The sequence below is a fragment of the Halomicrobium sp. HArcht3-1 genome (assembly GCF_058933345.1).
On the sequence record NZ_JBZYDM010000003.1, the window covers coordinates 97,916 to 123,412 of the forward strand.

Below are 25,497 nucleotides of genomic sequence, written 5' to 3' on the forward strand. Positions count from 1 at the left end.
CTCGCAGTCGACCGTCAGTGATCCAGCACGACAGGCACGCCACGGCTCGCCACGTCGACGGCGAAAGCCTCGTCGTCGCCCTCCAGTGACTCGAAGGTGTTGTAGTGGATCGGAAGGACGAGATCGGGACCCATCGATTCGGCCAGTTCGGCCGCAGTGTGTCGATCCATCGTGTAGTTCTTGGCGATCGACGGGACGAACACGTCCACGTCGAGTTCCGCGTGGCCGGGCAGCACGTCGGAGTCACCGGGCCAGAACACGCGTTCGCCACCGATCTCGATCATGAACCCGCAGCCGATCCCCTTCGGATGGATCGGCGTGCCGTCGTCGTTCAGGTTCGGGCCGTCGTCCTCGTTGTACGCTGGCACGGTCCAGAGGGGACAGTCGGCGACGAGGCGGTCGTCCTCCATCGACATCTCGACGACCTCGTAGTCGAGGTCGACTGGTCGGTCCACGTCGCGGTCGGTCGCGTGGACGTTGATGCCCTCAAACAGGACGACCGTCGCGTCGTCGCTGGCGACCCGGCGGATGCCGTCGGGGTCGTAGTGGTGGATGTGCGTGACACAGACCACGTCGCCGTCTTTGGCGTCGTAGTCCTGTGCTGGCGGGTGATTGATCCCCTCGACGTGGGGGTCCCACTCGCCCGTGAGGACGCCGTAGCGACCCGGATCGAAGTAGATCACCGTGTCGTCGGCTTCGACACGGAGCGTCGCGTAGCCCAGCCAGTCCAGCGTGAGGTCCTCGAAGTGGACGGTCATGCTCGGGCGTACGGGTGATCGCCGTATAAATCGCCCGTGACAGACCTGACCCCGAGCGTGCTCGCGGGATCGTTAGCCCTGTTGCTCGGCCAGCCGTTCGACCCGGTCTATCGTGTCGGCGTCGCCGACGGCAACGTCGGAGCGCACTTCCACGAACCGGGGGAAGCGAAGCGCGTAGCCCGACTCGTAGGTCGAGGAGGTCTGGATCTCCTCGTAGCCGACCTCGAAGACGACCGCCGGGCGTACGTCGACGGTCTGGCCGTCCTCGCTGGTGATGTGGGGTTCGAGCAGGTCGGTCAGGTCGGCGAGCTGTTCGTCCGTGATCCCGGTCGCGACGTTGCCGACGGTGGCGTAGCCGTCGGTGGTGCGCGCTCCGAGTTCGAACGTGCCGAGGAACGTCGCCCGTCGGCCCTCGCCCCACTCGGCACCGGTGACGACCAGATCCAGCGTCTCGACGTCGGGCTTGCGCTTGCGCCAGTGTTTGCCCCGGTCGCCCGGTGCGTACGTCGAGTCGGGGTCTTTGAGCATGATCCCCTCGTGGCCCGCGGCGAGCGCGTCGTCAGCGATCGATTCGATGGCGTCTGTCTCCTCTTCGAGCCAGAACGTCGAGTGGATGGTATCGTCGTCACCGACCAGCCCCGCCAGCGCGTCGCGTCGTTCGGTAAGCGGTGCGTCGAGCAGATCACGGCCGTCGACGTGCAGACAGTCGAACGCGTGGAGGCGCACCGCCACGTTCTCGCGGGCCTTCGCCACGTCGTGTTTCCGTCGGAAGCGCCGCAGCACGTCCTGAAACGGGAGTGGATCGCCCTCGTTGTCGACGGCGACGACCTCACCGTCGAGGATCGCCGGGCTGTCGAGGGTCGTTTCGACCGTCTCGACGACCTCCGGCAGCGCGTCGGTCACGTCCTCCATGTTGCGAGAGAACAGCCGGACGGACTCGCCGTCGTCGTGGACCTGCACGCGGGCGCCGTCGTACTTCCACTCGACGGCCGCGGTCCCCCAGTCGTCGAGCGCGTCGGTGACGGTCCCGGCCTGTGCGAGCATCGCCTGTACGGGGCGGCCCACGCTGAGTTGCAAGCCGGCCAGTCCGTCGGCCCCCTCGGCACGCGCGACGACGGCGACGTGGCCGAAGTCGTTCGTCACCTGCAGGGCGCGCTCGACGGCAGGGTCGGGCACGTCGAACGCTTCGGCGATGGCGTCGCGAACGGTGCCTTCGCCGACGCCGATGCGCATCTCCGAGAGGACGATCCGAGCCAGATAGCGGGCTTCCTCGTCGCTGGCGCGGTTGAATAGGCCAAAGAGCGTCTCGACCTTTCTGTCGCGGCTGCCGTCGCCACTGGCCGTCGCGATAGCGGTCAGTTCGTCGCCGACTTCGGCGACAGTCAGCGTGGACTGAGAGCCAGCCCCGAACGCCGCCAGTCCCTGCTGGCCGCCCAGATCCAGATCGGCGGCGACGGCACCGATCTCCCCGAGGTCCGCGACCCGCTGCTCGATGTCGCCCGTCGAGACGTTCGTGCCTGCCGCGCGAGCGAGCGCCTCGTAGCACAGCTTCGGCCCGACGTCGAGTTTCGTCGCGTCGTACGCCGGAAAGACCCGGCCCTGGACGAGACGAGCGAGGACGGCGAGGTCGTCACCGGCAGTCGAGAAGAGCGCGGCGACGCCGTCAGTCTTCGCGAGGTCGGCGCTCTCGGCTTCGATGTCGGCGGCGGCCGCCGCAAAGTCGGCGAACTCCATTACCGGATGGTACCGGCCGGGGCTTCTAAAACCTGCGAGGGCGAGTTCCCCGACCCACCGGGGTCTGGGGTGAAGCCCGACACTCGGCCTAATGTTCTGTCTCCTCGATATACCGTTCAACCACTTCCTCCGACACCGCACCCGTTGTTCCCACGTAGTACCCAACCTTCCAGAAACCACCTCCCCAGAAATGCGACTCCCGAATCTCGGGATACCGCTCCAGCAAGTGCTTCCCCGAGTACGACTTGAATTGCCGAGCAATATCCGCCGGACTGTACTTCGGGTCTGTTTGCACGAATAGGTGTACGTGGTCGTCCGCGATCTCCAACGCCAGAATCTCGTGCCCAAAGTGGTCAGCAGTCTCACCAAACAACTCTCGCACATCTTCCTCCAGTACATTCAGAACCGGGTGGCGGTACTTGGGACACCAGACGAAGTGATACTTGCAGGAACTAATAGAATGTGCGTGAATGCAATATTTTTCCAGCCTGAACCCCCTCATTTATGACAGTTTGGAACGATTGTCAACGTATGTGTGAGGAAGCCACAAAGACGATCCAGACGCGCCTTCACGTAGCGTCTGGTGAACCGTCGTGGCTTCACGACGCCCGCCTCGCCTCACGCGAAGTATTCAACGACACCATCCGCCTCAAACAACGCGGGTACAATCGCACCGAGATACAGAAGGAGGTTGACCGCGACGACTTCTTGCGGAACAACAAGTGTGCGGTCGTCGGCAAAGCCCTCCAAACGTGGGACTCCTACCAGTCACTCTTAGACTGGTGGCATGAACAAGACGACCCAGATGGAGGAAAGCCAACGCCTCCAAGCACCGATAGATCTGGTGCGTACCCGCTCGTGATGGCGCACACGGAAGGCTACCGCCTCACCGTGGACGAAGACACAGACCGCGTCCAAGTCCGCATCAGTCCGAAGCCGTACAAGAAAGTGAACGGGCATCTGCGCGGCGAACCGGACGCAATGGACGAGCTTCGAGATACCCTCACGTCGGATGAGGTGGATGTGGGGCAGGCCGAACTCCTGTCTCGAAAATCGGAGATTTTCGACGAGTCATCGAAGTGCTCCGCACTTCGAGATACCGCGATGGCGTGTACTATCTACACGTCACGGTCACACGCGAGTTCGACGTGCCCGAACCTGATACCACCGATACTGTGGTCGGCGTGGACATCAACGAGCGCAATGTCTCGCTCACCGCCCTCGACCGCGAGACGATGCGGACGAAGGGTACGCTCGTCCTCGATTATGGACGAGTCAAACAGGAACGCCAACGCTACCACACGATCACGAAACGCTGTCAGCAACACGGGAAGCCGAGTATCCACCGGAAACTCGGTGACAAGGTAGAGAGGTTCACCGAGTGGGTATTGCATCGTCTCTCCCGTGCTGTCGTGGAGTTCGCAGAACAGTTCTCGAATCCGGTTATCGTGTTCGAGGATATGAGCGGTATCCGCGACGAAATCAAGTACGGGTCGTATATGAACCGCCGATTGCACAAACTGCCGTTCCACAAGTTCGAGAAATTCGTCTCCTACAAGGCGACGTGGCGGGAGATTCCCACGGATACCGTAGACGCTTACTACAACTCGAAGACGTGTTCGTGCTGTGGTGAACGGGGGTATCGGCAGGGACGGCGGTTCCGCTGTACGAACGACGAGTGTGACGTGGTGCAAGATCACGCTGACCGGAATGCGTCGGTGAATATCGCGTGGCGAGAGAAGGCGAAACTCGACGGTCACAATACGAATTACCGGACTCACAAAACCCAGCCGCAGGTTCGGTTGGTGCGTCTGTCCGGGTCGGGGCGTGTAAGCCGCCCAACCTCATCCCGCTCGCTTGCCGAGCAGGGAGTGCTAGCGCACGGCTGAGGAAATTAGAAAAGCCTCGGGCCACCGGGCCCGAGGATGTTTACACACCCTTCGATGCCGCGCCGGTACCGCTCTGATCGCTCACCTGAGCTCTTTCTCGACCGTGACGAACTCGCCCTGTCCGGGTGCCGGGTACGGTCGGTCGGTGCTGAATCCGTCGTACTCCAGCACGCGGTCCCCGTCCGTGTCCAGATGGGGGACGGCGATGATCGGGCCACCCTCTCGTATCGTCCCCGTCACCTCGATTTCGACGTTCCGGTGGGTCCCAGCATCGAGGTATTCGGACTGGCCGATCACGGTCTCACCGACGCCCTGCTGATAGAGCACGACGTATCCTCCGTCGGACAGCGACACGGAGTCGACGACGATCGTCTCCTGACCGGCGGTGGGATTGTCCATCGTCAGCGACGCCACGGGCGAGGACAGCAAGAGGAAGGCGACGTAGGCCACACCGACCATGACGGCGGCGTGCTTGGCACCGTCGCGAAGCGATCCCTCGCCCAGTTGGCCGCCGACGAACCCGGAGAACAGGGCCTGCACGAGCGCCGTGTGGAAGAACACGAGCGTGTACGCTGCCTTGTCGACCTGTCCGAGGCGTTCGAACTGATCGGTGTTGACACCCAGCCGACCGGTGTTCTCCGGCGTCGGGACGCTAGAGGGCAGTGCCGGCACCAGCACCTCCTGGACCGAGGCGATGATGACGAGAAAGACGAGAAAGGAGATGTAGATGACCACGAGGTAGGTGAGCATCTGCTGGCGACGCTGGCGTCGCAGTCGGTAGTCAGATCGGGCCTGATCGGCAGCGATACGAAGGATCGGTCCCATCTTTCCGCTGGATCGCATCGCGTTGACCAGCAGCGTCACGACCCGTGAGATAGAGGTCGTTCTGACACGCCGGCCGAATCTGATCAACGCATCCTCGACGTTCGCGCCAAAGCGCACGTCGGCCCAGATCCGTTCGACTTCCTCACTGAGGTGGCCCACGTCGGTTCCCCTGATCCGTTCGAGACTCTCGACGACCGTCATTCCGGCCTCGTTGAGGCTCGCCAGCCGTTCGAGCAGCTCCGGCGTCGCAGCCTCGATCCGGCGGACTCTGAAGGAGTACAGCTCTCTGAGGACGGCGTAGGGGACGAGTACGAGCAGCAGCGCCTGCAGGAGAATGTCGTCGAGCAGTCGCAGATTGACCGCCTCGGTCGAGAACGCTGCCGGGCCGCGCCACAGGATCGAGACGACTGCGAACGGGACGGTGACATACAGGATCTGTGCGGGGTTCCAGAGCAACGTCTCGGCCGGCGAGGTGATCAGTCGCCTGATCGATGCCAGCCGGTCGTACAGCGCGAGCCGTTTCTGATTGTCGCTGCCGGCGTAGCCCCCGTCCGCCAGTTGGGTCCGCTTGTCGGCCGACGGCTTCGCGAACGTCGTCGTCTCGTGTCGTTCCAGTAGCGTCGTCGTCTTGTCGTTCCCGATGCCCAGAATCTCCAGTCGCTGGCCCAGATAGAGCATGAATCCGACGTTCGCGAGCGGGATCATCAGGTAGCCGACCATCTTGAGGAAGAGGAGCGTATCAGTCAGCGTCAGCCCGAAGACCAGCAAGATCGTGATGAAAAAGAGCACGGCCGCCACGAGCACCGTCACGTACGCCTCGGCGACGGTCGCGAGGTGTTCGAGGATCTCCTCTTGGCGCTGCTCGCGCTCGGCTTTGGTGCGTTCGTACTGCTCTTTGAGGAACGTCGAGAGGCTTCGACCGCTCTGGAGAACGCTCGCGAGGTTCTCGGAGAAGGTCCGGTAGGTCTCACTCGGTGTCCGATCCGCCATCCCGCGGACGGCGGTGATCATGTCCTGCCCGAAAAGCTCCATCTGACGGACCGCGACGGACACTTCTTCTGCGCTGGCACCGTATATTTCGCGGTTCTCCGCGAGTGTTCCCAGCGCCGTCGGGAAGGGAACGCCCCCGCGAGAGAGCGCATAGAGGAAGGCGAGGGTTCGCCCTAACCCCTCGTCGATCGCCCGCTGGCGGACAGCCGCTCGACTGCGCTGGAGTTCCCACCGCAGCCAGTAGGTGAGACCGGCGGCGACGATCCCACCCGCGACACCGCCGGCCATCACGATCAAGAGGATCTGCTGGTCGGTCAGGAGGAGTTCGAAGCCTCGAATGCCGAGGACGCTGACCATCGTCCGGGGCAGCCCCAGCAGCAGATCGACGATGGTAGGGATCGCGAGCAGGAGCGCGCCGATGGCGTAGACGCCAGTGATCGATCCCACGATGGCCGCGAGTGCCGTGTACAGTAGCGTCCGCGCGGCGTACGTCCGATAGGTGTGGGACACGAACGCCGATTTGAGCAAGGTTTCCCGCGCCTCGGATTCGGGGACGTACCGACCGAACAGCCGCCGACTGAAGCGCGTCAGCGAGCGGTCGAACGTCTCGTCGAGCATCGCGAGGGCCACGAGACAGAGGATCGCGATGACCACGAACAGCGGGACCGTCCCCAGTGGATCGAGTTGCATGTCAGGTCGGGGCGTCGATACCAGCCCGGTCGATCTCGGCCATCACCTGCTCGCTGTCGGCGTAGTACTTGTTGACCATCGCGGTAAAGCGCCGATAGTCGGTGATGTCCTCGACCTGTAAGTACCGGAGGAAGCGCTTTCGATTGTCCATCTCGCGCAGCAGGTCCGACTGACTCCAGCCCCGCTCGGCCCTGATCTCGTCGAGCAAGTCGCTGCTGGACTCCTCGAAGGTGTCCTCTTCGGCCTGCCAGGCGTAACTGTTCGAGTAGTCGAGTTCGCCGGTCCGCTGGTCGATGCCCTCGATCTCCGCCAGCGTCTTGGCCCGCCGGACCCGCTCGCCGCCGGAGCGACCGAGCACCTGCACACAGAGGATATCGAGGCTCTGGACCATCGGTCGCGGGACGTTGATCGGCTCGTTTTCGAGTCTGTTGATCACCGTCTGGACCGAGTCGGCGTGCATCGTCGAGAACGTCGTGTGACCGGTGTTCATCGCCTGAAACAGCGTGATCGCCTCTTCACCACGGACCTCGCCGACGATGATGTACTCGGGGCGATGGCGCAGGGCAGAGCGCAACAGGTCGTACATCGTGATGTCGGACTCGTCTAACCGCTCGCGGGTCACCGAAGAGAGCCAGTTGTCGTGGTACAGCGACAGCTCTTTGGTGTCCTCGATGGTCAGGACCTTCGAGCGGGGCGGGATGAACATCGAGACGGCGTTCATCGAGGTGGTCTTACCCGCCGCCGTCCCGCCGGCGAAGATCAGCGACTTGTTGGATTCGATCGCCAGCCAGAGGTAGGCCAGCATCTCCAGACTGAAGGTGCCGTAGTTCAGCAGGTCGATCGGCGTAAAGGGTTCGTCGGCGTACTTTCGGATGGTAAAGGCCGACCCGCGGGGCGTCACTTCCTCGCCCAGCGCGAGTTCGATCCGGGAGCCGTCGGGCAGCGTCGTCGAGACGACCGGGTCGGAGACGGAGACGTGTTGGCCCGACCGCTGGGCGAGCTGGATGACGAAGTCGTCGAGTTCGCCCTCCTCGAAGACGACGCTGGTCTCGATGTCGGTGTAGCCGTCGTGATACGCGAAGATAGGAAGCCCCGCCCCGTCACACGAGATGTCCTCGATGAACGGATCGTGCATCAACGGATCGATGCGCCCGTAGCCCAGAAACGACCGGTAGAGGTAGTACAACAGTCGATAGAACGTTTCGGTTTCGACGACGACGCCGTACTCTTCGATCCGCTCGCGAAGCGCCTCCTTGAGTGCGGCTTCCGGGTCGTCGCTCACGTCGTCACGGTAGATCAGCGGGCCGCGAATGTCCTCAAACAGTCTGTCGAGCAGGTCCTGCTCGAACTCGTCGAGTGTGGGTTCGACGACCTGATAGAAGTGTTCGTCCGCGTCGGGATCGTAGTTGATCGACGCGAACGCGAAGGGAGCGTTGAGCCAGTAGCGGTCCAGTTCGTCGTACTGGTCCGGGCTTGCGTAACTGACGAGTCGGCCGTGGCGCTGTGGATCGTAGTTCGTCGACGGAACCGCAGCACCGCTGAGCATTCGGGCGGTCTGTGAGAGCCACGTCCGCACGCCCGACAGGGGTGTCGAACCGGTCTCGTCGTCGGTTGTCTCGTCACCTGACATCGATCGCCCCACGTAGGATTGACTGGGAGTTTCGTGGCCTCGTACTTAAACAGGTCCCCCGAAATATTGCGAATGAAATTCGGCGCTGTCGGGCAGTTCCCGATTAGGCACCGTCGGTCTGGGCGTCGGGAACGATATCCACCCGCAACAGGACGGCCGACAGCAGCGCCATGACGACCAGTCCAACCGGAACGGGAAGCCCGACGGTCGCAGTCTCGACGGCCAGCAGCGCCGTCGCGACTGTGAGTGTTGCCGTCGCACCACCCAGCAATCCACCGGCGAGTCGTGGGTATGGATACGGAAGTCGGTCCATCCGCGACTCGTCAGTGTAGACGGCGACACTCAGCGCGAACGCGACCAGCAAGACGACCGCAGCGACAGTCCAGAGACCGTTCGCCAGCGCGAGCGGACCCCCGTAGTCGAAGGCTGCCGTCGGCGGGAGGGCGACGTAGACGTTCCCACCGATCTGAAAGCCGCTGTACACCTGATCGAGCGCCTGTGCCACGTCGATGGGGACTCCCTCGAAAGTGATCGTCGAGGGGAATCTGAGCTGTAATTCGAGGACGCTAAAGCGCACGAACACCAGAATACTCCCCAGCGGCCCGTTCGTGTGGTAGGCGACCGACCACGGCAGTAACATCGAGAGCCACGTCGAGAGAACGGCCAACTCGGGCGCGTATTCCGCCTTGACCCACGTCATGCCCGTGACCGCGTCCCACTGTAGATAAAAGCTATCGGCTCCCGGACGACACCAGCGAACGGCACGTCCGTCGAAAGCGTGGCGCGTGACGTGGTACCAATCGCCGTTACGTTCTTTGGGCCACGCAACGTATTTCGACCCACGAGATGCGGCGTGACTACTTCGAAGTCGACTGCAGTGGCGTCGACGAATCGTCGGACGAACGACCGGTCATCGCGATCACGTACGACGGTCCCGACGGACTGCTCACAGAGCGTCTGCGGACAGCGGACGGGACGGTCGACGGGAGCGATCTGGACGTAACGTACCGACTGACGGGTGACGACCGCGGGCCGACGGGCGTCCTCTCGATCAGCGATCGGTTGACGGGCGATTTCGTCCTCGAAACGAACGTCGAACCGGCCGCGATCGAATCGCTCGTCGGGGCCGCCAGTGACGACGACGAAGCGAGCTATCGGATCAGGATCACAGACGGCGACGGGACACCGACGGTCTACGACAAGGAGATGCTGCTCGTCTACGACGAGGACGGCAGCCTCCGCCGCGGCGAGAGTCTCATCCCCGGCGGCGTCGAACTCTAGACGCGTCGTTCGATCGCCGGCAATATCGTCGTCACGTCATCTCTGACGACGACTGCGGCCGCGTCGTCCTTTTCAGTCGGTTCCAGATTGACGATGCCGAGTGTCGCCCCCGAGCGCGCCGCACGACTCGGCAGTCCCGCGGCGGGGTGGACCGTCAGCGACGACCCGACGACGAGGAACCAGTCCACACTGTGTGCCAGCCGATTTGCCTCCTCGATCGCCTCGCCGGGCAGGGACTCCCCGAACAGTACCACGTCGGGACGCAACACCCCGCCACACTCACAGCGCGGCGGACACTCCCCGTCGACCGCCCGCTCGAAGACGGGGTCGGCCCGCTGGCGCGCTCCGCAGTCGTCACAGACGACGTAGCGGTGGCTGCCGTGTAATTCGATGACTTCCTCGCTCCCGGCGTCCTGATGAAGCCCGTCGATGTTCTGGGTGAGGACGGCGTCGACGTGGCCCGCGGCTTCGAGGGCCGCGATGGCTTTGTGTGCTGCGTTCGGTTCGATGGCGTCTCCGTCCGATCCCTCGCTATCCTCGCCGTCACCGCCCACATCGCCGTAGATTCGTTCCCGGAGGTCGAGCCGATCCGCCCAGAATCCCGCCGGGTCGGCGTCGAGTCGTCGCCGGTGGAAGGCCTTCGGGTCGAACTCCGACCACAGTCCGTCTTCGCCCCGGAACGAGGGGATGCCCGAGGCGGTACTCACGCCCGCGCCTGTGAGTACGACAGCCGTGTCGCTCTCCCGTAGCGCGTCGGCGAGGGCGTCGATCTTCGCGTCGGTCGACTCGTCCATGGCTCGGACTTCGCGCTCCGGGTGGCTAAAATCGGCGATCGCTCACGTGGGTCCTCGGGAGCGACGACTGGGAACCAGTCGTGAGTGGTGGGTGCCTGGCAGTGCTCTCGACCGGTGCTGCGACTGATCGGTGGTTCCCTCACAGTCCCACTACTTGACGACTGTCACTGGCACCGAGGATCGGTAGACGACACCCTTGGTCACGTTTCTGAGGAGGAACCGGAGCAGTCCGGACCGATCGCAGCTCCCGATGACGATGTGGTCAGTAGACGAGTTGTCCGCGTACAATGTGATCTCGCGGACCGGGGAACCGACCGCGGTCATTGTGGTAACCGACGTATCGAATGCTGCTGCCGCTTCGGTCGCTACTTCGAACAACGCTTCGGCCTTCGTCCGGTCTGGCTCGATTGCGGACGGATGCACGTACGTGCCACCGACCGTATGCAAGGTATTGAGTGACATCACGTGTAATACCGTTATCGACGCCGCCGGATAGGTACGGGCGGTGTATTCGATTGCTTTACGGGTCGAATCTGGACTGCTGATGGGGATGAGAACCTCCATGTGAAGGAGTGGCAACTGTTGGCAAAAGAAGGAGCCTGGTAGTAAATATCGATCTAGTAAATGCACTCCGCAATCTTTCGTCGAAGCCGGAGATGGGTGCGTCGGTCGGTCTGGTCGCTTCCAGCGCACTCCAGACTCGAGCCGTCGCCCTGTTTGCGTCTCACGATGCAGGCACCGGACTGAACCACAACCGCGGGCCGACACGACCATCGATTCGACTAGATTCGCGCGTCTCCAGGTCTGTCGTTCCGATACAGGTAGTGGAACGACGGGAGCATACGAGGATATCCGGCGATTCAACGGTCGCAGTGATATATCAGTGTAGCCATCGTTTCCACTCTCTACCAATGGTCTGGGACGCAGTGCAAAATCTTGGCATCTTCGCGACTGGGACCGCCGCTGCTGGATTACTCGCACGGCACGCAATTCAGCGGTTTTCCGCGCTCGGTGAACGGGGAATCGACCAGTCTTCGGAGGTGGTAAAACAGGGGATCGAACGGTCCGCGGAGGTCGTCGAACAGAGAATCGAACAGTTTTTGGAGGCGAAGCTCTCCCACATCGGGACGAGCTGGAAGGCCGTCGGATCGTTTCGTCGGGACTTCACGAACAGCGAGCAAACACGGTCCTCGAACTCTATCGCCGATACGTCCAGTTCGAACATGACGTCGGGAGCTTGCAGTCGAGAGCAGCGAGTGACCAGGAGGCGACGCAACTGCTCTCGACGGCCACGGAGTCCGGCGACTGACGCCCCCTCGATAACGGGCTCGTCTTTGGCGGTCGTCGCCGCGAAGTGACTCGTTCCCGACGAAAACGACCCGTCGCGGTTCGTCCAGGTATCACACTCGAACCGTCGAATCGTGCACGTTCAGCAATTCGGGTACACGGCCGTTCATGTTTGTCAGACCGACATCTGGGACCGTGGCCAGAATCAAAATCGTACACATCGATGACGCGGTGGACGCCGTCGTCGTGAGCAGTGCAGTGACGGCAGACGCTCTGTCAGCGGTGCTTGCTGATGGAGACGTGACCCTCGTCGATACCAGTCGCGACCAGGGCGACAGCGCCACGGGTGACCAAACGAATCTGGCTCCCTACACTGCAGCGAACGCGATCGAAACTGCCGCCTTCCGTAGTTTTCGACAGCGATCTGACCCTGGAACAGTGTCGACTGCAGGGAGGGACCCACTGGACGGACAGAGCGACGAACAAGAGCGAGACGGAGCAGTCAGCGAACAAATGACAACAGAACTTGCAGAATTGACCGAAGGGCGTGATATGATCGACGCCGACCTGTCGGAACTCGGCGCTGAAATCAGTGCGATCCAGGATCGGCTGGATACGATCGACGAAGACCTCGAAGCAGCGGTTCGTGAACGTGACACCGCCGTGGAAACCGTATTGCCGGACTCTGTGGTCCCGGAATCAGTGACGACCGGGACGCGAGACGCGGTCGCGTCACACATCGACACCCTCCGTGAAAAACGAGACGTGCGTGAAGAGACGATGGCGCTCAAAAACGATCGGCTAAAAGCCGAGACCAAACGCGCCAATGACCTTCGTGACGATATCGACGAGACGGTCGAGACGGTCGACCGCATCGCACAGCGGACCGAGGAGGCCGAATCCAAGCTCGACAAAGTGCAGGAGGAACTGGACGCCGCTCGGTCCCGGCTCACCGACGACCTAGCCGTACTCGCGTCGCGATTCGAGGCGTTCGACATCACGCTCACTTTAGAGACACTGTCCGGAGTCATCGAGAACGAGGTACCGGAGCATCAAAGTCGCATGCGTGCTACCCTCGATGGCATCAGGGACCGTGTGAGTGATCTTTCAACACGAGAGGCCGAGCTGGCGACGGACCTCGACAAGCTACAGTCGATCGACAGTGGGGGGACCTGTCCGACGTGTGCCCAAGTGGTCGGTCTGGAGCGCAACGAACAAGAACGGAACGCCATCGAGGAGGAGCTGCAACACGTCAAACGTCGGCTCGGCGCTGCAGAACGAGACCGCGACGAGAAGATCGCGGGCCTCGAAGAACTGGACACGCTGCGTGAGCGAGCGATTCGGCTTCGTCAGTTCCGCTCCGAGACGATCGCAGCCCTGGCGGGCCGCGAAGCAGACCGCAAGGCGAACGTCGCAGATCTCCAGGCAGATCTCGAAGAGGCACACACGGAACTGGCCGAGATGAAGGCGGCGCGGGACGAAACGGACACGACGATCGCCGAGCTCGAGACCGATATCAGCAGGCTGGTGTCCGAAATCGACAGACTGCAGAGGGAGATCACCGACGGTGAAGCCTGCCTCGCAGCCTTCGATGCGGTCGACGAACTACAGGTCCAGCTCGATCAAGAGGTCGAGGAACTCTGGGAGCTGCAGGCAGCCTCCGAAGAAAAGGAGGCCGAACGAGCGGCGCTCGAGGAGGAGATCGAAGCCCTCACAGATGAGTGATCTGGCGTGGCGGTCCGAGGACGGTGTCGGACGCGGCGACCTCCCCGGAAGAGGGGGGTACTCGAATCCCTCGTATAGCGGTCACACAACGACGAACGACCGCAGCAACGGTCATCTCGACGTGGCGGAGCACGACGCCGCCGGCGACAACGAGCACGACGTTCACGACATGCAGAACGACGAGAGCGACGAGGACGACGACAGCGACAACGAAGACGAACCCGAGACGGCGAACGAGACACCTCTTCGCGCTGCGGGTCCCAGAGCGGAGTCCCGGCTCCCAGATGGCCTGACGGGACGAACGAGCAACGGTGGGATGCCAACACTCCAGCTCTGTGTGATTGGCTGTGGCACCGCTATCGAGGACCGGTACGAGATCGTCCACCGGTACCAGCAGGATGCAACCCTGCTCTCAGAGCATCACGGTGACCTCGACGGCGTTGAGCGGAGGGCAGTCGCGTGACCGACCTCGCATCCGACGAATCGTGTGGATACACCCATACGGACACGTCGCCGTCCTCGCTCGAAGCGCCCTGGGACTGTCCGCACGACGCCGTCGGGGGTCGAGAGCGGTGCGTCTTTCACCTGACGGCCGAGGAGCGAGACGAGGCCGGCATCTCCCAAGACGACGTCGAACGGCAATTCACGGCTGCACTCGAGAGCGGTGACCCGGACCGCCGGTCGTTCGTCGGGGCGATGCTCCCGACGCTCGATTTCGGCCACGTCGACTTCGACCACGACGACCAGCACTCGCTCGACTTGCGGCACACGCGGATTCGAGGCGACTTCGTCGCGAACTACGCTCGGTTCGAGGAAGCGATCGACTTGCGGGACGCGAACCTTCGCGCGTTTCAGGCGAGAGAGGCACAGTTCGCCGACGGCCTGCTCTGTGAGCGAACGACGTTCGAGGGACCGATCGACTGTTACAGCGGGACCGTCGCCGGTGACGACGTCGTCTTCACCGACGCGACGTTCGAAGGTGGTGGTGTCAGATTCGATCAGGTCACCGTCTCCAGGGCTGCCGTCTTCGACGGGGCGACGTTCACAGAGGCAGCGACCTTCCGTGGGGCGGAGTTTCACGGCCGTTCGATCGATGTCGATGACTACACCTCGTTCGACGGCGCCACGTTCGAAGACTGTGTCCGGTTCGATTACACGCGGTTCGAGGCGATCAGCTTCGAGTCGACGTCGTTCGGAGACGGTGCGCACTTCGAAGAAGTGCGGACGACTGCACCCGCGACGTTCGCCGGGGCGACGTTCGAATCGGTGGCAAATTTCGACGGCGCGACCTTCGAAGACGACGTGTCGTACGTGGGGGCTACGTTCGACGGCGAGTCCCGGTTCCGGGGCGTCACGTTCGACGGTGGCGGGACGGTCCTGCACGCCGATGCCGACTTTTCGGCGGTCACCTTTGCGGAGTCGGTACACTTCGAATCGGGTCAGATCGGTGCTGTGAGCTTCGACGAGGTGGCATTCGAGGCCGACGCGTGCTTTCGAGACGTGTCCTTTCTGGAGCGGGCGAGCTTCGAAACGGCGACGTTCGCCGGGGACGCTGCCTTCGACGAGGCCACATTCGACGGCGAAGCGACTTTCGAGGGGGCGACGTTCGAAGCGACGGCGAACTACCCCAGTGTCGAGTTCCACGGCTCCGACAATCACGAGGGCGCCAGCGTGACGTTCGACGGAGTGGCGTTCGCCGGTGACGCGAACTTTGACCACCTCTGGTGTCGGTCTGCGAGCTTCTGCGGAGTCAGGTTCGAAGGCGCGGCCTGCTTCGCTCAAAGCACGTTCACGAAGCGCGTGCACGTGAAGATCAGTCGAGTGGGAGGGGACACCATCGTCGACTTCACCGACGCGACCCTCGAGTCGGGGGCGTTCCTCCAGCCCGGAAACAGATGGGTCAGGTGCGACCTGACGAGAGCGACAGTCGGCGACCTCACCTTCCGAGTTGAGGACACGGACGACCGTGAGCTGTTCAGGTACCTGCGCTTCTGCGAGACCGAGTTCGACGGGTTCGACTTCACAGCCCACGCGCACTACCTCACACAGGTGGACTGGCGCCTCCACGAGTTCGACGAAGGCGACCTCGACTACGAGTACGCAGTCGAGATGACGTCGCTCGCTATCGAAAAAACCTACCAGCGAGCCAAGACCAACGCCTCGTCCGAGGGCAACGTCGAAGCCTCCGGGAAGTTCCGGTTCAAACGCCAGCAGTTCGCGCGGCAGAACTACAAGGCCAGCGCGCGCGATACCGACGAGCCGGCCGGGACGCGCCTCCGGAACGGTTTACGTGTGGGTGAGAACCTCTTTCTCGGTCTCACGTGTGGCCACGGGATGCGCCTCTATAGAATCACCGCGATGTTCCTCTTGTTCCCCATCGTCCCCGCGTTGCTCTACGCGTTCGGCGGCCCCCACTTCCGGACGGAAGCCGGCCAGATCGACTCCGTTGCCGAACTCGCGACGGTGGGTGGGCTGGAGACGCTCCTGGCCAACATCCACTTCAGTTACGTCACGTTCCTCACGATCGGATACGGGAACATCGTCGCCGAGGGACCTCTCGGACTCCTGCTGGTCAACATGGAGGTGTACTCCGGCGTGATCCTGGGTGGACTGTTGATCTACGTCCTCGTCAAGCGGAGTGAGTTGTGACACTTCCGGCCGAACTGTATCGGTACTTTTCCCTACGGCATGCTGCACGACGGATCGTGGGATGTTCGGACGGATCACTCACCGAAGGAATGCTGCTGTCACCCGACGACACCCTTCACGTTCGATCGTACTGTCGAGCATGGGTCAGGTGGCACCGACGGTCGACATCTGCGTCGCCTGCCGACGACGCTCTCCGACGCTCGGCGGCTTCACTTCCGGTCGCGGTCCCGTCGAGTATGGCAGACCGATCGGTGACGGTTCTGCTGCCTGCGAGAACGGCTACGAAGTAGCCCTGCTGGCCCGGAGGTGTCGGTACTCGAACGAGGCTCGACGAAAATTCGAGGTGCGATCACACTCGCCCGCGTCCGGCTCACAGCTCGAAACGGTGGGGAGAGCCGACGCCGGGAGTCGAACCCGGACCCAGGAATCACGTTTCTTTTTTCGTGTGTCAATACCTTCTTAGACACGTCGGCTCGCGGCGGTGCAGTGTTCCGGCCGTCCTGGTTCGGCTTCTTCGAATGCCGCCACCTCATACTCGGGCCCAGTACCTCATAAACCACGTCCTAGGATGAAATACTCGAACGTTCGAAGCGAAGTTCGAACAGTGTCGTCTATGGAGTGTGTTCGAACTCGACGAGCGTCGTGCTTGTCCGTCGGTCTCGGAACAGGATCTGCTGGCGATCGAGACGCGCAGCTGGGCCACGAGTCGACAGCGGACAGTTTCACACGTGGCTGCGAGGGGGCGGTCGGGGTAGAAACAGACGCTTCCGCGCCACTTCCTGCCGTTGGAACGCGGTGCCCTTCGGAGACGACCCTCTCTCGGTCGATGGGGAACGAACCCCGACTAGTGACCGATTCCCAGCAGTCCACAGATACGGGAGAGGAGGAGTCCAGCGACGAGTCCCGCGAGGACGAGACAGACCGATTCCTGCCGGTCTGTCGGTGTCACGAATCGCGTGCCCCTGTCAGTCACTTCGAGGACACCAGCCGGTCGTGCCGAGAGCCCGCCACCGAGTCCGCCACCCTCGGTATCGTCGTCGTCGCCGCTCGTACCGCCACCGCCGCCCACACCGTCCGCGCCACCCCCGCCGCCCCCGCCACCGCCACCGAGTCCGTACTCTAGCCTTGCCACGGGAACGACCGTCCGGTCGCGACGCTCGATGGGTGTGCCGTAGACGACTTCGGCGTGGGTGCCCGCCTGGATCGCGTCGCTCAGCGACTGGAATTCGTCCGGTATATTCACAGCATCCCCTCGCGCGTGGCCATCGTCACTGGTTCGCCTCCCGGTTCGGTCCGCCGTCGTTGTCGGGCAGGAGTCGTCCCGAGGTAGTCCTGTTCCGGGTGACGCTCGGCGTTACGAGCATCGCCGCTCTCCGGAACCGGAGCCACGGAGTCTCTGACGATACCACGTCTGGTCTCGGGGAGTCCACCGTTTCGAACATCGGCATCGATCCGTTCTTCCTCGACGGCGAGACCAACGTCCAGCGACTGATCAGAGAGCAACGTTGAGACGACTGTTCGGGTACCGACGACGCGGTCGACTGTCATAGTCACTACGTTCGACGTGTGGCGGAATAACGTCCGTCGGTAGTCGAACCGATCCCCAACGAGTTCGTCTAGTGAACAGACCGTGTGAACCGTCAGCGTCGTCAGACGGCGGTAAGCGGGCTGCTACTGCCGGTGAGGCGATACACGAAGATAGTATATCGAGATTCGTTCAAAAAGGGACCCTTGAGCATCGGTACACGATGGGGAACCGATATGCCGAGTACACAGGAGGACCCCAGCGTCGGGCTGCTCTGCAAACAAACCAAGCCAGTGTTCGTCGACGTTGCCGACCGCCTTAGAAACGCAGGGTGTCAGGTTCGATTCTATCACCCCCAATCTGGCGTCCCGTTGGGTGACGTTGCCGACCTCTCCACGATCGTCAACAAGAAGACGCTCCCGGTCTCCTTCCCTGCACTCTGGCGTGCCCGAGCGGTCGGAACGCCAGTGTGGAACAATCTTCAGGCGACGATTTTGTTCAGTTCGCGACTGCTCGGCCTTCGAGCGATGTCGGAGGTGGGCATTCGCACACCCGATGTCAGCTTCGAGAAACCCCGAGGGGAGTACGTCGCAAAAGGAGCCTACGTCTGGGACGACGACCCCGAGCTGAACGGCGAGGGAGACATCTATCACGAATTGATCCCGACGGACCCCGTCGATTTCAAGTACTACGCGGTCAACGACGGGCGGCGAACACACGTCGCCGGCAGACGCGTCACCTCGAAGCTGTACGGTCAGAAGCAGTTCATCGACGAGATCGAGATCGAACCGACGCTCGCAGCCTCGCTCCGACGACTCGTCGGCCGGTTCGACCTCCGGGGGATCGGTGTCGACTTCGTCAAGGACGACGACGGCCAGTACTGGGCCGTCGACGTCAACCTCGCTGGGGGATACCGGGACACGGAACTCGAATCTGCTCTCACTGAATCGATTACGTCGCGGATTTCAGACTGAGGCTGACCTCGGCGGCCCCATCATTTTCGGAGAAATTGAGGGAGCACGAAAGCCGACGGAGTCGGCTCTCGGCGGTCCGACACCGACCGACTACCGGTCTTCTCGACGGCGGAGAAGAGGAGTGGCGCGGCTCGAATCCCACGATCACGGTCCGTGCGCCGATGGAATCCGTTCACGACTGCCGGGGGATGAGCGGATCGATCGCCAGCGTCCGCTTCGCGATCGTGAAGATGCGGAAGATGTAGGAGATGAAGATCATGAACGGCATGAGCGTCATCGTGAAGGAGATACCGATGACGGGGATGATGTGCTCGATGCCCATCGTCCGCCCCGGAAACGTGTTTCCGTCGAGGGAGACGAGCATCGTACCTGCGAGGACGAGCGCCGGAATCGCCATCGCGAGCATCACTTGCGAGAGACCGATCAGGGACCACTGGAAGTACAGCGTCTTGATGTACTCCCGCGCAGGTCCGTACAACATCAGTGCCTCCTTCAGATCTTCGAGTGCCTCGATCTGTTCGGTCCCGAGTTCGTCGTCGTACTCGTGGATGAGGCGCTCGACCTGGAACACCTTCCAGCTGTAGTCAAAATTCAGTGCTGCAAACACGACGCTGAACGTCCCGAAGTTGGCGTGTTCCAGTCCGGAGATGACGTCCCACGCGTTCTTCATCGTCCCCTCTGAGAGATCTTGGAGGTCAGTGTTCAGCTGATCATTACCAGTGTCAGGGAACTCTTGCAGCGTATCGGCCCGTCCAGACGTGGCTCTGAGGATATCTGTGAGGAAGATAGACGGTTTCGTGGAACACGGTGCGTCGATCAACTGGGACGCTCGTTCCCGAAACGCCATGGCTCCGTCGAGTCGCGAGAGTTGATCGCCGAGGGGACCGTTCTCCTGAGTGAGGATGAGCTGTCCGAAGGTGACGACAATCGTCGTCCCAGTGACGATGACGATGATCATCGTCGAGAACAGTCGCTCCGACAGGTCACCCTGGGTGTCCATCTGATAGAGTTCTGGGCGGAAGACGAACGTGCTGACGGTGAAAATAAGGAAGAACACGACCCCAAGGAGAACAGCGATGACCAATCTGTTGCCGGACAACAGGAGCCAGGAGACGTACCTGTTCGTTTCGGCGCGTTCTCGGACTGTGTCGTGCGTATTGACGGTCTCTTCGGAGGGCACGGTGATTCAGCTCCTCGTCGTCGACATCGTCGTTCTGGTTCTACAGGCCATTCTGCGGGGCTGTGAAGCCGTTCGACTGCCGAGCGCGACCGCCGCACTTCGGCTGATCAGGGTTCGGTGGTCCGGGCATCGAGATTGTCGGCCGTGCGTCAAATAGGTCACGACCGGTGCGACCCCCTCGCCGCCATCCGATCCTTGACATCGTAGTCGACGCTGACGGCCGCCTCTCCACGGATCGCGAGAGCTGAGAGGTTGCCCCGGAACCTGTACGCGTCAGTCTCACCGGACACGGACCCACTGACGGTCCGATTGTGGACGACCTCGTCGTCGATCTGTGCCTCGTGATCGGCCGCCGCGACCGCTGCGGTCGCTTCGAACGAGTACGAACTCGATTCTTCGACCTCACTGCCGTCGAACACGATTCGGTGAGGAAACCAGTTGGTGAGACCTCTCTCCCCGCTCCCATCTGGTCGGTGTTGGCCGCCCGATGCGGCCGCTGCCGCCGAGGTCGGGACACCGTTCGGGAGCGAAAGGTCTGGTGGTGTCGACACGTCCGGGCCGATGTCTACCGTCGACCCGCTCGCTCGCTGGATGGGGCCACGGTAGCCGCCACTCTCGAAACTGATCCGACCCGGAGCGTCGTCGGCGCCTGCGACGATCGCGTTGGGATACGGACCGTCGGCGAAGTGTGAGTTTCTGATCCGGACTGTCCCGCCGGGCCATACCCAGACCGGGCGACCGTTTGTCTCCAGATAGTCGGTGTCACCGGTACCGTAGTCCGTGGTGTCGGTGTAGGCGACGCAGTTCTCGATGCGGTCGTCACCGCCGCCACACCGGAACGTCGCGACGCCGTTGTTCTTCCCGAAGCAGTGGTCGAAGCGAACACTGCCCGACCCTCGCGCAGTGTTCGAGCAGTGGAACCCGTTGTTCGGGAACCCCTGTACGTTGCAGCGCTGGAACGTCACGTCCGCCTCGTTGCCTGGGTGCAGAAAGACCGCTCCAGGTCCGTGAACGGACGGCGAGCCGCTTCTGGTGGCGCCGTCGCCCAGGTAGACGTTCTCGAAGCGAACGTCGCCGCGATCGGCGTCGACCGTCACCAGGAATCCCTCGCCACGATAGACCCCGCTGAAACCCAGGTTTCGGACCACCGAGTTCGCCCCCGTAACGTGGATGGAAACGCTCTCACCCGTCGATACATCGATCACTGTGTTCTCGAGTGTTTCGCCGCGGACGACCCGTATCTCCTGCCCTCGGGCACGGATGACGTCGAAATCTTCGTCCGGGTTGCTTGTTTTTGCTGACCATGTATTCGCCATGTCTCTCCGAGCGGACTCAGCATCATAAACGACGCTTCCACCGAATACCTGAACGAGACGGGCTTCGCGGACAGCGCCGCCGCGTCAGTGAGCGGCCACCGACGCAGACCTCCCGTCGTCACGCCCCCGGTCGAAGGTGTTCTCGAACGACAGCCTTGGCCTCGTCGAGTGGTACGTGGCCGCCGTTGTCGAGGGTCTCGAACACGCCGAGACCTCGCAGCAGGTCTTCGGTCTCGTCGGCAGAAAGGGCGAGATCCCGTTGCACGTGATAGACCGCGGTCGCCGTGTCCAGTGCGTCAACGACCGATTCCGGAGCGATATCGTGTTGGGAACAGAGCTGCGCGGCGGTGAGGGCGTCGTCGCCACTCCCGGTTCTCTCCACGGCGTCGGGGCGAACGCAGTCGGCGCAGGGCTCGTGATCCGGGACCGTCTCTCGGTCCTGCACGCTGACTTCCGTCGCCAGTTTGAGCGTCGAACAGTCCTTTTGCTTGTGGTAGGTCTTCGTAGGCGAGCTTGTCGCGACGGCGACGACGCCGTCGTCGAGTTCGTCGGTCACGCAGGTGCCACACGGTCGGTGATTTGGCACGACGGACCGGTCTTTTTCCACGAAGTCGGCACAGGTTCGCAATTGCGGGCAGCCGGGTCGGATGTGGAACACCTGTGACGGGCTGCCCCCGTTGGACGCAATGTACACCGTTCCACGCACGTCGGCAGACTCCTGGGCTGTATCCACTGCGTCCTCGCTCGTCTCGTCCACGCCGTCTGACGCTCTGGGCGGGTCAGCCACGTCTGCTGTGGGTTCAGTTTCCGTCGGCTTGCCGTCCGTGGTATCGTCGTCGATCGGTTCGTCGTCCGTGGTATCGTCGCCGTTTGCGGGTGAGTACAGCTTCTGCCGGCCGTCAGTGGGATCCGGGACCGTCCGAACGTGGCCTGCCTTCGCTAGTTTGGGTAACCAAGAGCGGACGCTCTGGAGGGTCGCGTCGACCTCGTCCGCTATGTCACCGGACGTCCTCGAACCGCCGAGCTTCTGAAGCGCGTGGAGGGTCTCACGTTCGCCTTCAGTGAGGCTGTCCTGGGGCACACCAGTACTCTCAGTATCCTGGTTCACGTCGCCGGCATCCGTGTCGTCCTCCAGATCGTCGATCTGGTCGAGAGCCGGCGGGAGCCACAGTTTCAGGGTGAGACACACGTCGCTGTCGTCTTTCTCACGTTCCGCCACCTCCGCGTCGACACCCATCCGCTCCAGTGGTTCGAGGACCTGTGCGATCCGCCGGTGTTGGTCGGCGAGGTCACTCATCGCCCTGCTGCAATTTGGTGGGGTTTCGGGCACCGCGGTGAGTGGCCGTGCGCGGAGGTGCTTCCCAGGGCCGGATCGTGGTGGTTAATCAACGTGATCTCCCGTTCGCGAGGTTGCAACCGTCCCGAAGAGCACCTCGTCGTCGATCTCGTCGATATCTTGCAGCCCGAGTCTGATCAATCGGTACACCACTTCGTACTTCGGGAGACCGGTCCTGTCTGCGATTTCGTCGATCGTCACGGCCAGGGAACCTTGACATCGGAACAGATGTTTGTCAGTCATTCTCATACTCCAACCGTAGCTACGATGTTGGTGCATGATAAATCTGTTCCATCGCACCACTGGTGCAGTGCATAGATGGTTCTATTCAGCACCAATTTTGCGGTGCTGTGCCCCAGAGTTTTTGTGCAACTATTCCCTCGGGTAGGGTATGGAGCGAACCGAAAAAATCAGTACGAGTGTCACAGAGGAAGAGAAGAGCCAGTTTCGCGTACTCGCTGCACAGCAAGACATGACCATGGCCGAACTGCTCCGCGAACTCGTCTACGACGAGATCGAGCCGGAAGGGCGCGAAGAGCGAATGGCGACAGAGGGAAACTCGATACTCGAGACGACGAGATCTGATTGAGACCGGCGAATGTGACACGTGGTCGCCCGCAGGGTACATTCGCTAGTGATTCCCAGGGATCCATCACTACATTAGTGTAAGCTGTATGTACTAATCAGGTTATGGGACTGTTTAAACCGACCACGGCGACAGGGGTTCAGCGGGTTTACAACACGAAGGAGACGGTTTCCGTCTCCCGTCGACGGCCCGCTCTCCTACGCAACGACAACCGTCCGTATCAGCTGCAGTGTGTGGTCCGATCCTCGGCCGAAAATACACGAATCCTCCGTTCGCCTATGTGGTTCCATTATGCGTCAACGGCATCCCAGCACTCTCGTGCACACAGTGTATCGGTGTCGCTCCTGTGAGGCTCATTTCAGCGCGTCACGGAGACCGTGTCCGCTCTGTGGAACGGCTGGTGTCGCCACGACACGCGCGGCTTGTAGCGACTGCGGGGCGAGACTATCAGCATCGGCGAATCAACGGTGTCCGAACTGTGGTTCCGAGGACACCGTACGGGCTGCCGGGTAGGATTCATTCAGTGTTCGTGCATCCGAATCTCGGGATGAAGTTGAAGTGCTGACAGTCCCGAGCGGTCCGTATGTGCTTCGCAGCGCTCCTGAACGGTGATGCGACGAAGCGACCACTCCGGGAGATCGTCCGCAACGAACTGCCCCGGTCGTTGGGGAACGGCACTGTCGCAGCGCTGTTGGTAGTCACCGTGTCGGTGCTGGAAGGGGCATCACTTGCGCTGACGGCTGGTCTGGCACTCGGCGCTGTCGCGCTCGGTACTGCCCTCCATCAGTCCGTGCTACTCGGCGGTGTGGTGCTGTTGCGAAGCCGTGAACGGCTCCGCCGTCGGTCGTCGCTCTGGGCCTGATTCCGGGCCGCGAACAGTAGTGTCTGCATTGGAACACGATTGCCAATTTCGCCGATCAGGGAGGTAGGAACGTAGGGATAGCGTATCGCTAGAGGGGGTCTATCCGAGAGTACCAAGTCACGTGCGGCATAGTTATATACATACGTATCTTGATAGTTGTATGGAGCCGGGGTACATATCAGTAGTTGCAGTCCAGCAGTTCGACGACGAGTGCGACGCCGAGGCCGGGCGGTGACCGAGTCGACCGGCGGTGAATACACGTGCAACCGACGGACCTATCTCAAAACGCTCGCCGCGGCGGGTGCCACCGTGAGTCTCGCCGGATGCGTCGATTTGGGTACGTACGAATCCTCGATCAGCGCGTACGAACCCAGTTGGGCGAGTGAGTCGGGATACACCACCGCTGACTACCGGAAACACGAACTACAGAGGGGTCAGGACAGCCGTTGGAGCATAAAAATCAGGCTCGTGAGCCACGCGGTGACGTACGCGCAGGACGAATCGGCGACCGTAGACGGGGAACCGACCAGCGCCGCCGGCACCTTCACGACGCCGACCGGGGGTGATGTTATCGGAAGATTCAATCCGTTGGTCGGCCAGTCGATCGACGAACTCCTCCAGGGCGACGCGGCCAGATTACTGCTCGACGGACTCGGAATCAGTGTCGGTAATAACTGGTCGTGGGAAACGGGACCCACCGTTGAGTCCCTGGACGCCGAGAGCGTGTCTCTCTACGGCCAGAGCCCCGACGATTACGTACTCGTCCACGGCGTCGTCGGGACTGCCAACACTTCGCGAGCAGTGGCAATCGTCGCCGGACGCCGTGAGCGCGAGGGCGAACAAGACGAGGTCATCCTCACGGGCCTCTCCCTGCAACAGATCGTCGAGGAGAGGACTGGATCGGTCCAGTTCCGTGGCGAGCACGGCGATCAACTGATCCAGCAGTTCGAATCCTCTGTCGGGACCATCCGCGTGATCGATCCCGAAACTGATCTGGCGGACTTCGACTGATACTGTCGGCTGTAACTTCGTGAAGGCCTTCGCCATCCCGGGGTGCCGAAATCGTTCGCAGATTTACAGCCGGTAGTATGAGACAGCGTATCGTCGCGGTGTACCGATGATCGTCCACTCTGTGAGAGCAATGTTTAAGCTAAGTCATTCGTAGCTTGTCATATGAGCGTTGCCGACCTGCAAAACAAAGTCCCCGACATCGCCGTCCCCGTCATCACAGCCCTCCTGATCGTAACCTTCCTGTACAGTATCCTCATCACCGGAGAGATCTTCCTCTGGTTCGTCGTCTGGGGCGGACTGATAGCCATCGGTCTCAACGTCCTCGTCGTGTACCTGCTGTACCGACTCGTTCTCGCGGTCGAGCGGATTGCCCACCAGCAGTAGCGGACACAGCAGTAGCGGACACAGCAGTAGCGGACACCCGAGTCGGTCGGCGCGAGCCGACTGCAGTTCCC

The 25,497-nt window shown here is 62.1% G+C and carries 23 protein-coding genes and 1 pseudogene; 10 read left to right on the forward strand and 14 right to left on the reverse strand.

Going from position 1 to position 25,497, the window contains the following annotated elements; all coding sequences use genetic code 11:
• Nucleotides 1-14: 14 nt before the first annotated feature.
• The 3 genes from AC5FRW_RS05800 to tnpA all read right to left on the reverse strand — a co-directional run bounded on the left by AC5FRW_RS05800 (nucleotide 15) and on the right by tnpA (nucleotide 2,979).
• Complete coding sequence (locus tag AC5FRW_RS05800; RefSeq protein ID WP_493567487.1) at nucleotides 15-758, reverse strand: MBL fold metallo-hydrolase; 744 nt, start codon at nucleotides 756-758, stop codon at nucleotides 15-17.
• 72 nt (nucleotides 759-830) lie between these two features.
• Complete coding sequence (gene ligA, locus AC5FRW_RS05805; RefSeq protein ID WP_493567488.1) at nucleotides 831-2,492, reverse strand: ATP-dependent DNA ligase LigA; 1,662 nt, start codon at nucleotides 2,490-2,492, stop codon at nucleotides 831-833.
• Nucleotides 2,493-2,580: 88 nt separating this feature from the next.
• Nucleotides 2,581-2,979, reverse strand: a complete 399-nt coding sequence (tnpA, locus tag AC5FRW_RS05810) for an IS200/IS605 family transposase (RefSeq protein WP_493567823.1) — start codon at nucleotides 2,977-2,979, stop codon at nucleotides 2,581-2,583.
• A 44-nt stretch (nucleotides 2,980-3,023) separates the two neighbouring features.
• Here tnpA and AC5FRW_RS05815 point away from each other — a divergent pair.
• Nucleotides 3,024-4,381 (forward strand): annotated as a pseudogene (locus AC5FRW_RS05815) (RNA-guided endonuclease TnpB family protein).
• 81 nt (nucleotides 4,382-4,462) lie between these two features.
• Here the strand turns inward: AC5FRW_RS05815 and AC5FRW_RS05820 are convergent.
• From AC5FRW_RS05820 to AC5FRW_RS05830, 3 genes are all read right to left on the reverse strand, one after another.
• Nucleotides 4,463-6,886, reverse strand: a complete 2,424-nt coding sequence (locus tag AC5FRW_RS05820) for a type II secretion system F family protein (protein WP_493567489.1) — start codon at nucleotides 6,884-6,886, stop codon at nucleotides 4,463-4,465.
• Between the two features lies 1 nt (nucleotide 6,887).
• On the reverse strand, nucleotides 6,888-8,516 hold the full coding sequence (locus tag AC5FRW_RS05825; RefSeq protein WP_493567490.1) for a type II/IV secretion system ATPase subunit: 1,629 nt from the start codon (nucleotides 8,514-8,516) through the stop codon (nucleotides 6,888-6,890).
• Between the two features lie 103 nt (nucleotides 8,517-8,619).
• The gene (locus AC5FRW_RS05830; protein ID WP_493567491.1) at nucleotides 8,620-9,216 is read right to left on the reverse strand and encodes a DUF7549 family protein; all 597 of its coding nucleotides are present in this window, start codon (nucleotides 9,214-9,216) and stop codon (nucleotides 8,620-8,622) included.
• A 146-nt stretch (nucleotides 9,217-9,362) separates the two neighbouring features.
• Between AC5FRW_RS05830 and AC5FRW_RS05835 the strand changes: the two genes are divergently transcribed.
• The gene (locus AC5FRW_RS05835) at nucleotides 9,363-9,797 is read left to right on the forward strand and encodes a DUF5793 family protein (RefSeq protein WP_493567492.1); all 435 of its coding nucleotides are present in this window, start codon (nucleotides 9,363-9,365) and stop codon (nucleotides 9,795-9,797) included.
• Here the strand turns inward: AC5FRW_RS05835 and AC5FRW_RS05840 are convergent.
• A complete protein-coding gene (locus AC5FRW_RS05840; RefSeq protein ID WP_493567493.1) occupies nucleotides 9,794-10,591 on the reverse strand; it encodes a Sir2 family NAD-dependent protein deacetylase in 798 nt (265 codons plus the stop codon). The two genes, AC5FRW_RS05835 and AC5FRW_RS05840, sit on opposite strands and share 4 nt — an antisense overlap.
• Nucleotides 10,592-10,741: 150 nt before the next feature.
• Nucleotides 10,742-11,155 (reverse strand): universal stress protein, encoded by a 414-nt coding sequence (locus tag AC5FRW_RS05845; RefSeq protein ID WP_493567494.1) that lies wholly within the window; start codon nucleotides 11,153-11,155, stop codon nucleotides 10,742-10,744.
• Nucleotides 11,156-12,391: 1,236 nt separating this feature from the next.
• Between AC5FRW_RS05845 and AC5FRW_RS05850 the strand changes: the two genes are divergently transcribed.
• From AC5FRW_RS05850 to AC5FRW_RS05860, 3 genes are read left to right on the forward strand one after another with little or no spacing between them, the layout of a single operon-like run.
• Nucleotides 12,392-13,603 (forward strand): hypothetical protein, encoded by a 1,212-nt coding sequence (locus AC5FRW_RS05850; protein WP_493567495.1) that lies wholly within the window; start codon nucleotides 12,392-12,394, stop codon nucleotides 13,601-13,603.
• The gene (locus AC5FRW_RS05855) at nucleotides 13,596-14,066 is read left to right on the forward strand and encodes a hypothetical protein (RefSeq protein WP_493567496.1); all 471 of its coding nucleotides are present in this window, start codon (nucleotides 13,596-13,598) and stop codon (nucleotides 14,064-14,066) included. The genes AC5FRW_RS05850 and AC5FRW_RS05855 overlap by 8 nt, the downstream gene beginning before the upstream one ends.
• Nucleotides 14,063-16,252 carry a pentapeptide repeat-containing protein gene (locus tag AC5FRW_RS05860; protein WP_493567497.1) on the forward strand — a complete coding sequence of 730 codons (2,190 nt, stop codon included), beginning with the start codon at nucleotides 14,063-14,065 and terminating at the stop codon, nucleotides 16,250-16,252. Before AC5FRW_RS05855 ends, AC5FRW_RS05860 begins: the two co-directional genes overlap by 4 nt.
• Before the next feature lie 844 nt (nucleotides 16,253-17,096).
• On the opposite strand, the gene AC5FRW_RS05865 is transcribed toward AC5FRW_RS05860, so the two are convergent.
• The gene (locus AC5FRW_RS05865) at nucleotides 17,097-17,495 is read right to left on the reverse strand and encodes a spore germination protein GerW family protein (RefSeq protein WP_493567498.1); all 399 of its coding nucleotides are present in this window, start codon (nucleotides 17,493-17,495) and stop codon (nucleotides 17,097-17,099) included.
• Nucleotides 17,492-17,800 (reverse strand): hypothetical protein, encoded by a 309-nt coding sequence (locus AC5FRW_RS05870; protein WP_493567499.1) that lies wholly within the window; start codon nucleotides 17,798-17,800, stop codon nucleotides 17,492-17,494. The genes AC5FRW_RS05865 and AC5FRW_RS05870 overlap by 4 nt, the downstream gene beginning before the upstream one ends.
• A 213-nt stretch (nucleotides 17,801-18,013) precedes the next feature.
• Between AC5FRW_RS05870 and AC5FRW_RS05875 the strand changes: the two genes are divergently transcribed.
• Nucleotides 18,014-18,751 (forward strand): hypothetical protein, encoded by a 738-nt coding sequence (locus tag AC5FRW_RS05875; RefSeq protein WP_493567500.1) that lies wholly within the window; start codon nucleotides 18,014-18,016, stop codon nucleotides 18,749-18,751.
• A 172-nt stretch (nucleotides 18,752-18,923) separates the two neighbouring features.
• Here the strand turns inward: AC5FRW_RS05875 and AC5FRW_RS05880 are convergent, their stop codons facing one another.
• From AC5FRW_RS05880 to AC5FRW_RS05895, 4 genes are all read right to left on the reverse strand, one after another.
• Nucleotides 18,924-19,931 (reverse strand): DUF7972 family membrane protein, encoded by a 1,008-nt coding sequence (locus AC5FRW_RS05880; protein ID WP_493567501.1) that lies wholly within the window; start codon nucleotides 19,929-19,931, stop codon nucleotides 18,924-18,926.
• Between the two features lie 158 nt (nucleotides 19,932-20,089).
• Nucleotides 20,090-21,079, reverse strand: coding sequence for a hypothetical protein (locus tag AC5FRW_RS05885; RefSeq protein ID WP_493567502.1), 990 nt, complete (start codon nucleotides 21,077-21,079; stop codon nucleotides 20,090-20,092).
• A 286-nt stretch (nucleotides 21,080-21,365) separates the two neighbouring features.
• Entirely contained in the window at nucleotides 21,366-22,544 is a 1,179-nt protein-coding gene (locus tag AC5FRW_RS05890; RefSeq protein ID WP_493567503.1) for a hypothetical protein, read from the reverse strand.
• Nucleotides 22,545-22,628: 84 nt separating this feature from the next.
• A complete protein-coding gene (locus AC5FRW_RS05895) occupies nucleotides 22,629-22,784 on the reverse strand; it encodes a hypothetical protein (protein WP_493567504.1) in 156 nt (51 codons plus the stop codon).
• A 190-nt stretch (nucleotides 22,785-22,974) separates the two neighbouring features.
• Here AC5FRW_RS05895 and AC5FRW_RS05900 point away from each other — a divergent pair, with 190 nt between their 5' ends.
• The 4 genes from AC5FRW_RS05900 (at nucleotide 22,975) to AC5FRW_RS05915 (ending at nucleotide 25,426) form a co-directional block, all read left to right on the forward strand.
• Nucleotides 22,975-23,172: a hypothetical protein gene (locus AC5FRW_RS05900; protein WP_493567505.1), complete on the forward strand. Its 198-nt coding sequence runs from the start codon at nucleotides 22,975-22,977 to the stop codon at nucleotides 23,170-23,172.
• A 580-nt stretch (nucleotides 23,173-23,752) separates the two neighbouring features.
• Nucleotides 23,753-24,031, forward strand: coding sequence for a hypothetical protein (locus AC5FRW_RS05905; protein WP_493567506.1), 279 nt, complete (start codon nucleotides 23,753-23,755; stop codon nucleotides 24,029-24,031).
• Nucleotides 24,032-24,511: 480 nt separating this feature from the next.
• Nucleotides 24,512-25,042, forward strand: coding sequence for a hypothetical protein (locus tag AC5FRW_RS05910; protein ID WP_493567507.1), 531 nt, complete (start codon nucleotides 24,512-24,514; stop codon nucleotides 25,040-25,042).
• A 162-nt stretch (nucleotides 25,043-25,204) separates the two neighbouring features.
• The gene (locus tag AC5FRW_RS05915) at nucleotides 25,205-25,426 is read left to right on the forward strand and encodes a DUF8066 domain-containing protein (RefSeq protein WP_493567508.1); all 222 of its coding nucleotides are present in this window, start codon (nucleotides 25,205-25,207) and stop codon (nucleotides 25,424-25,426) included.
• The last annotated feature ends 71 nt before the right edge of the window (nucleotides 25,427-25,497 follow it).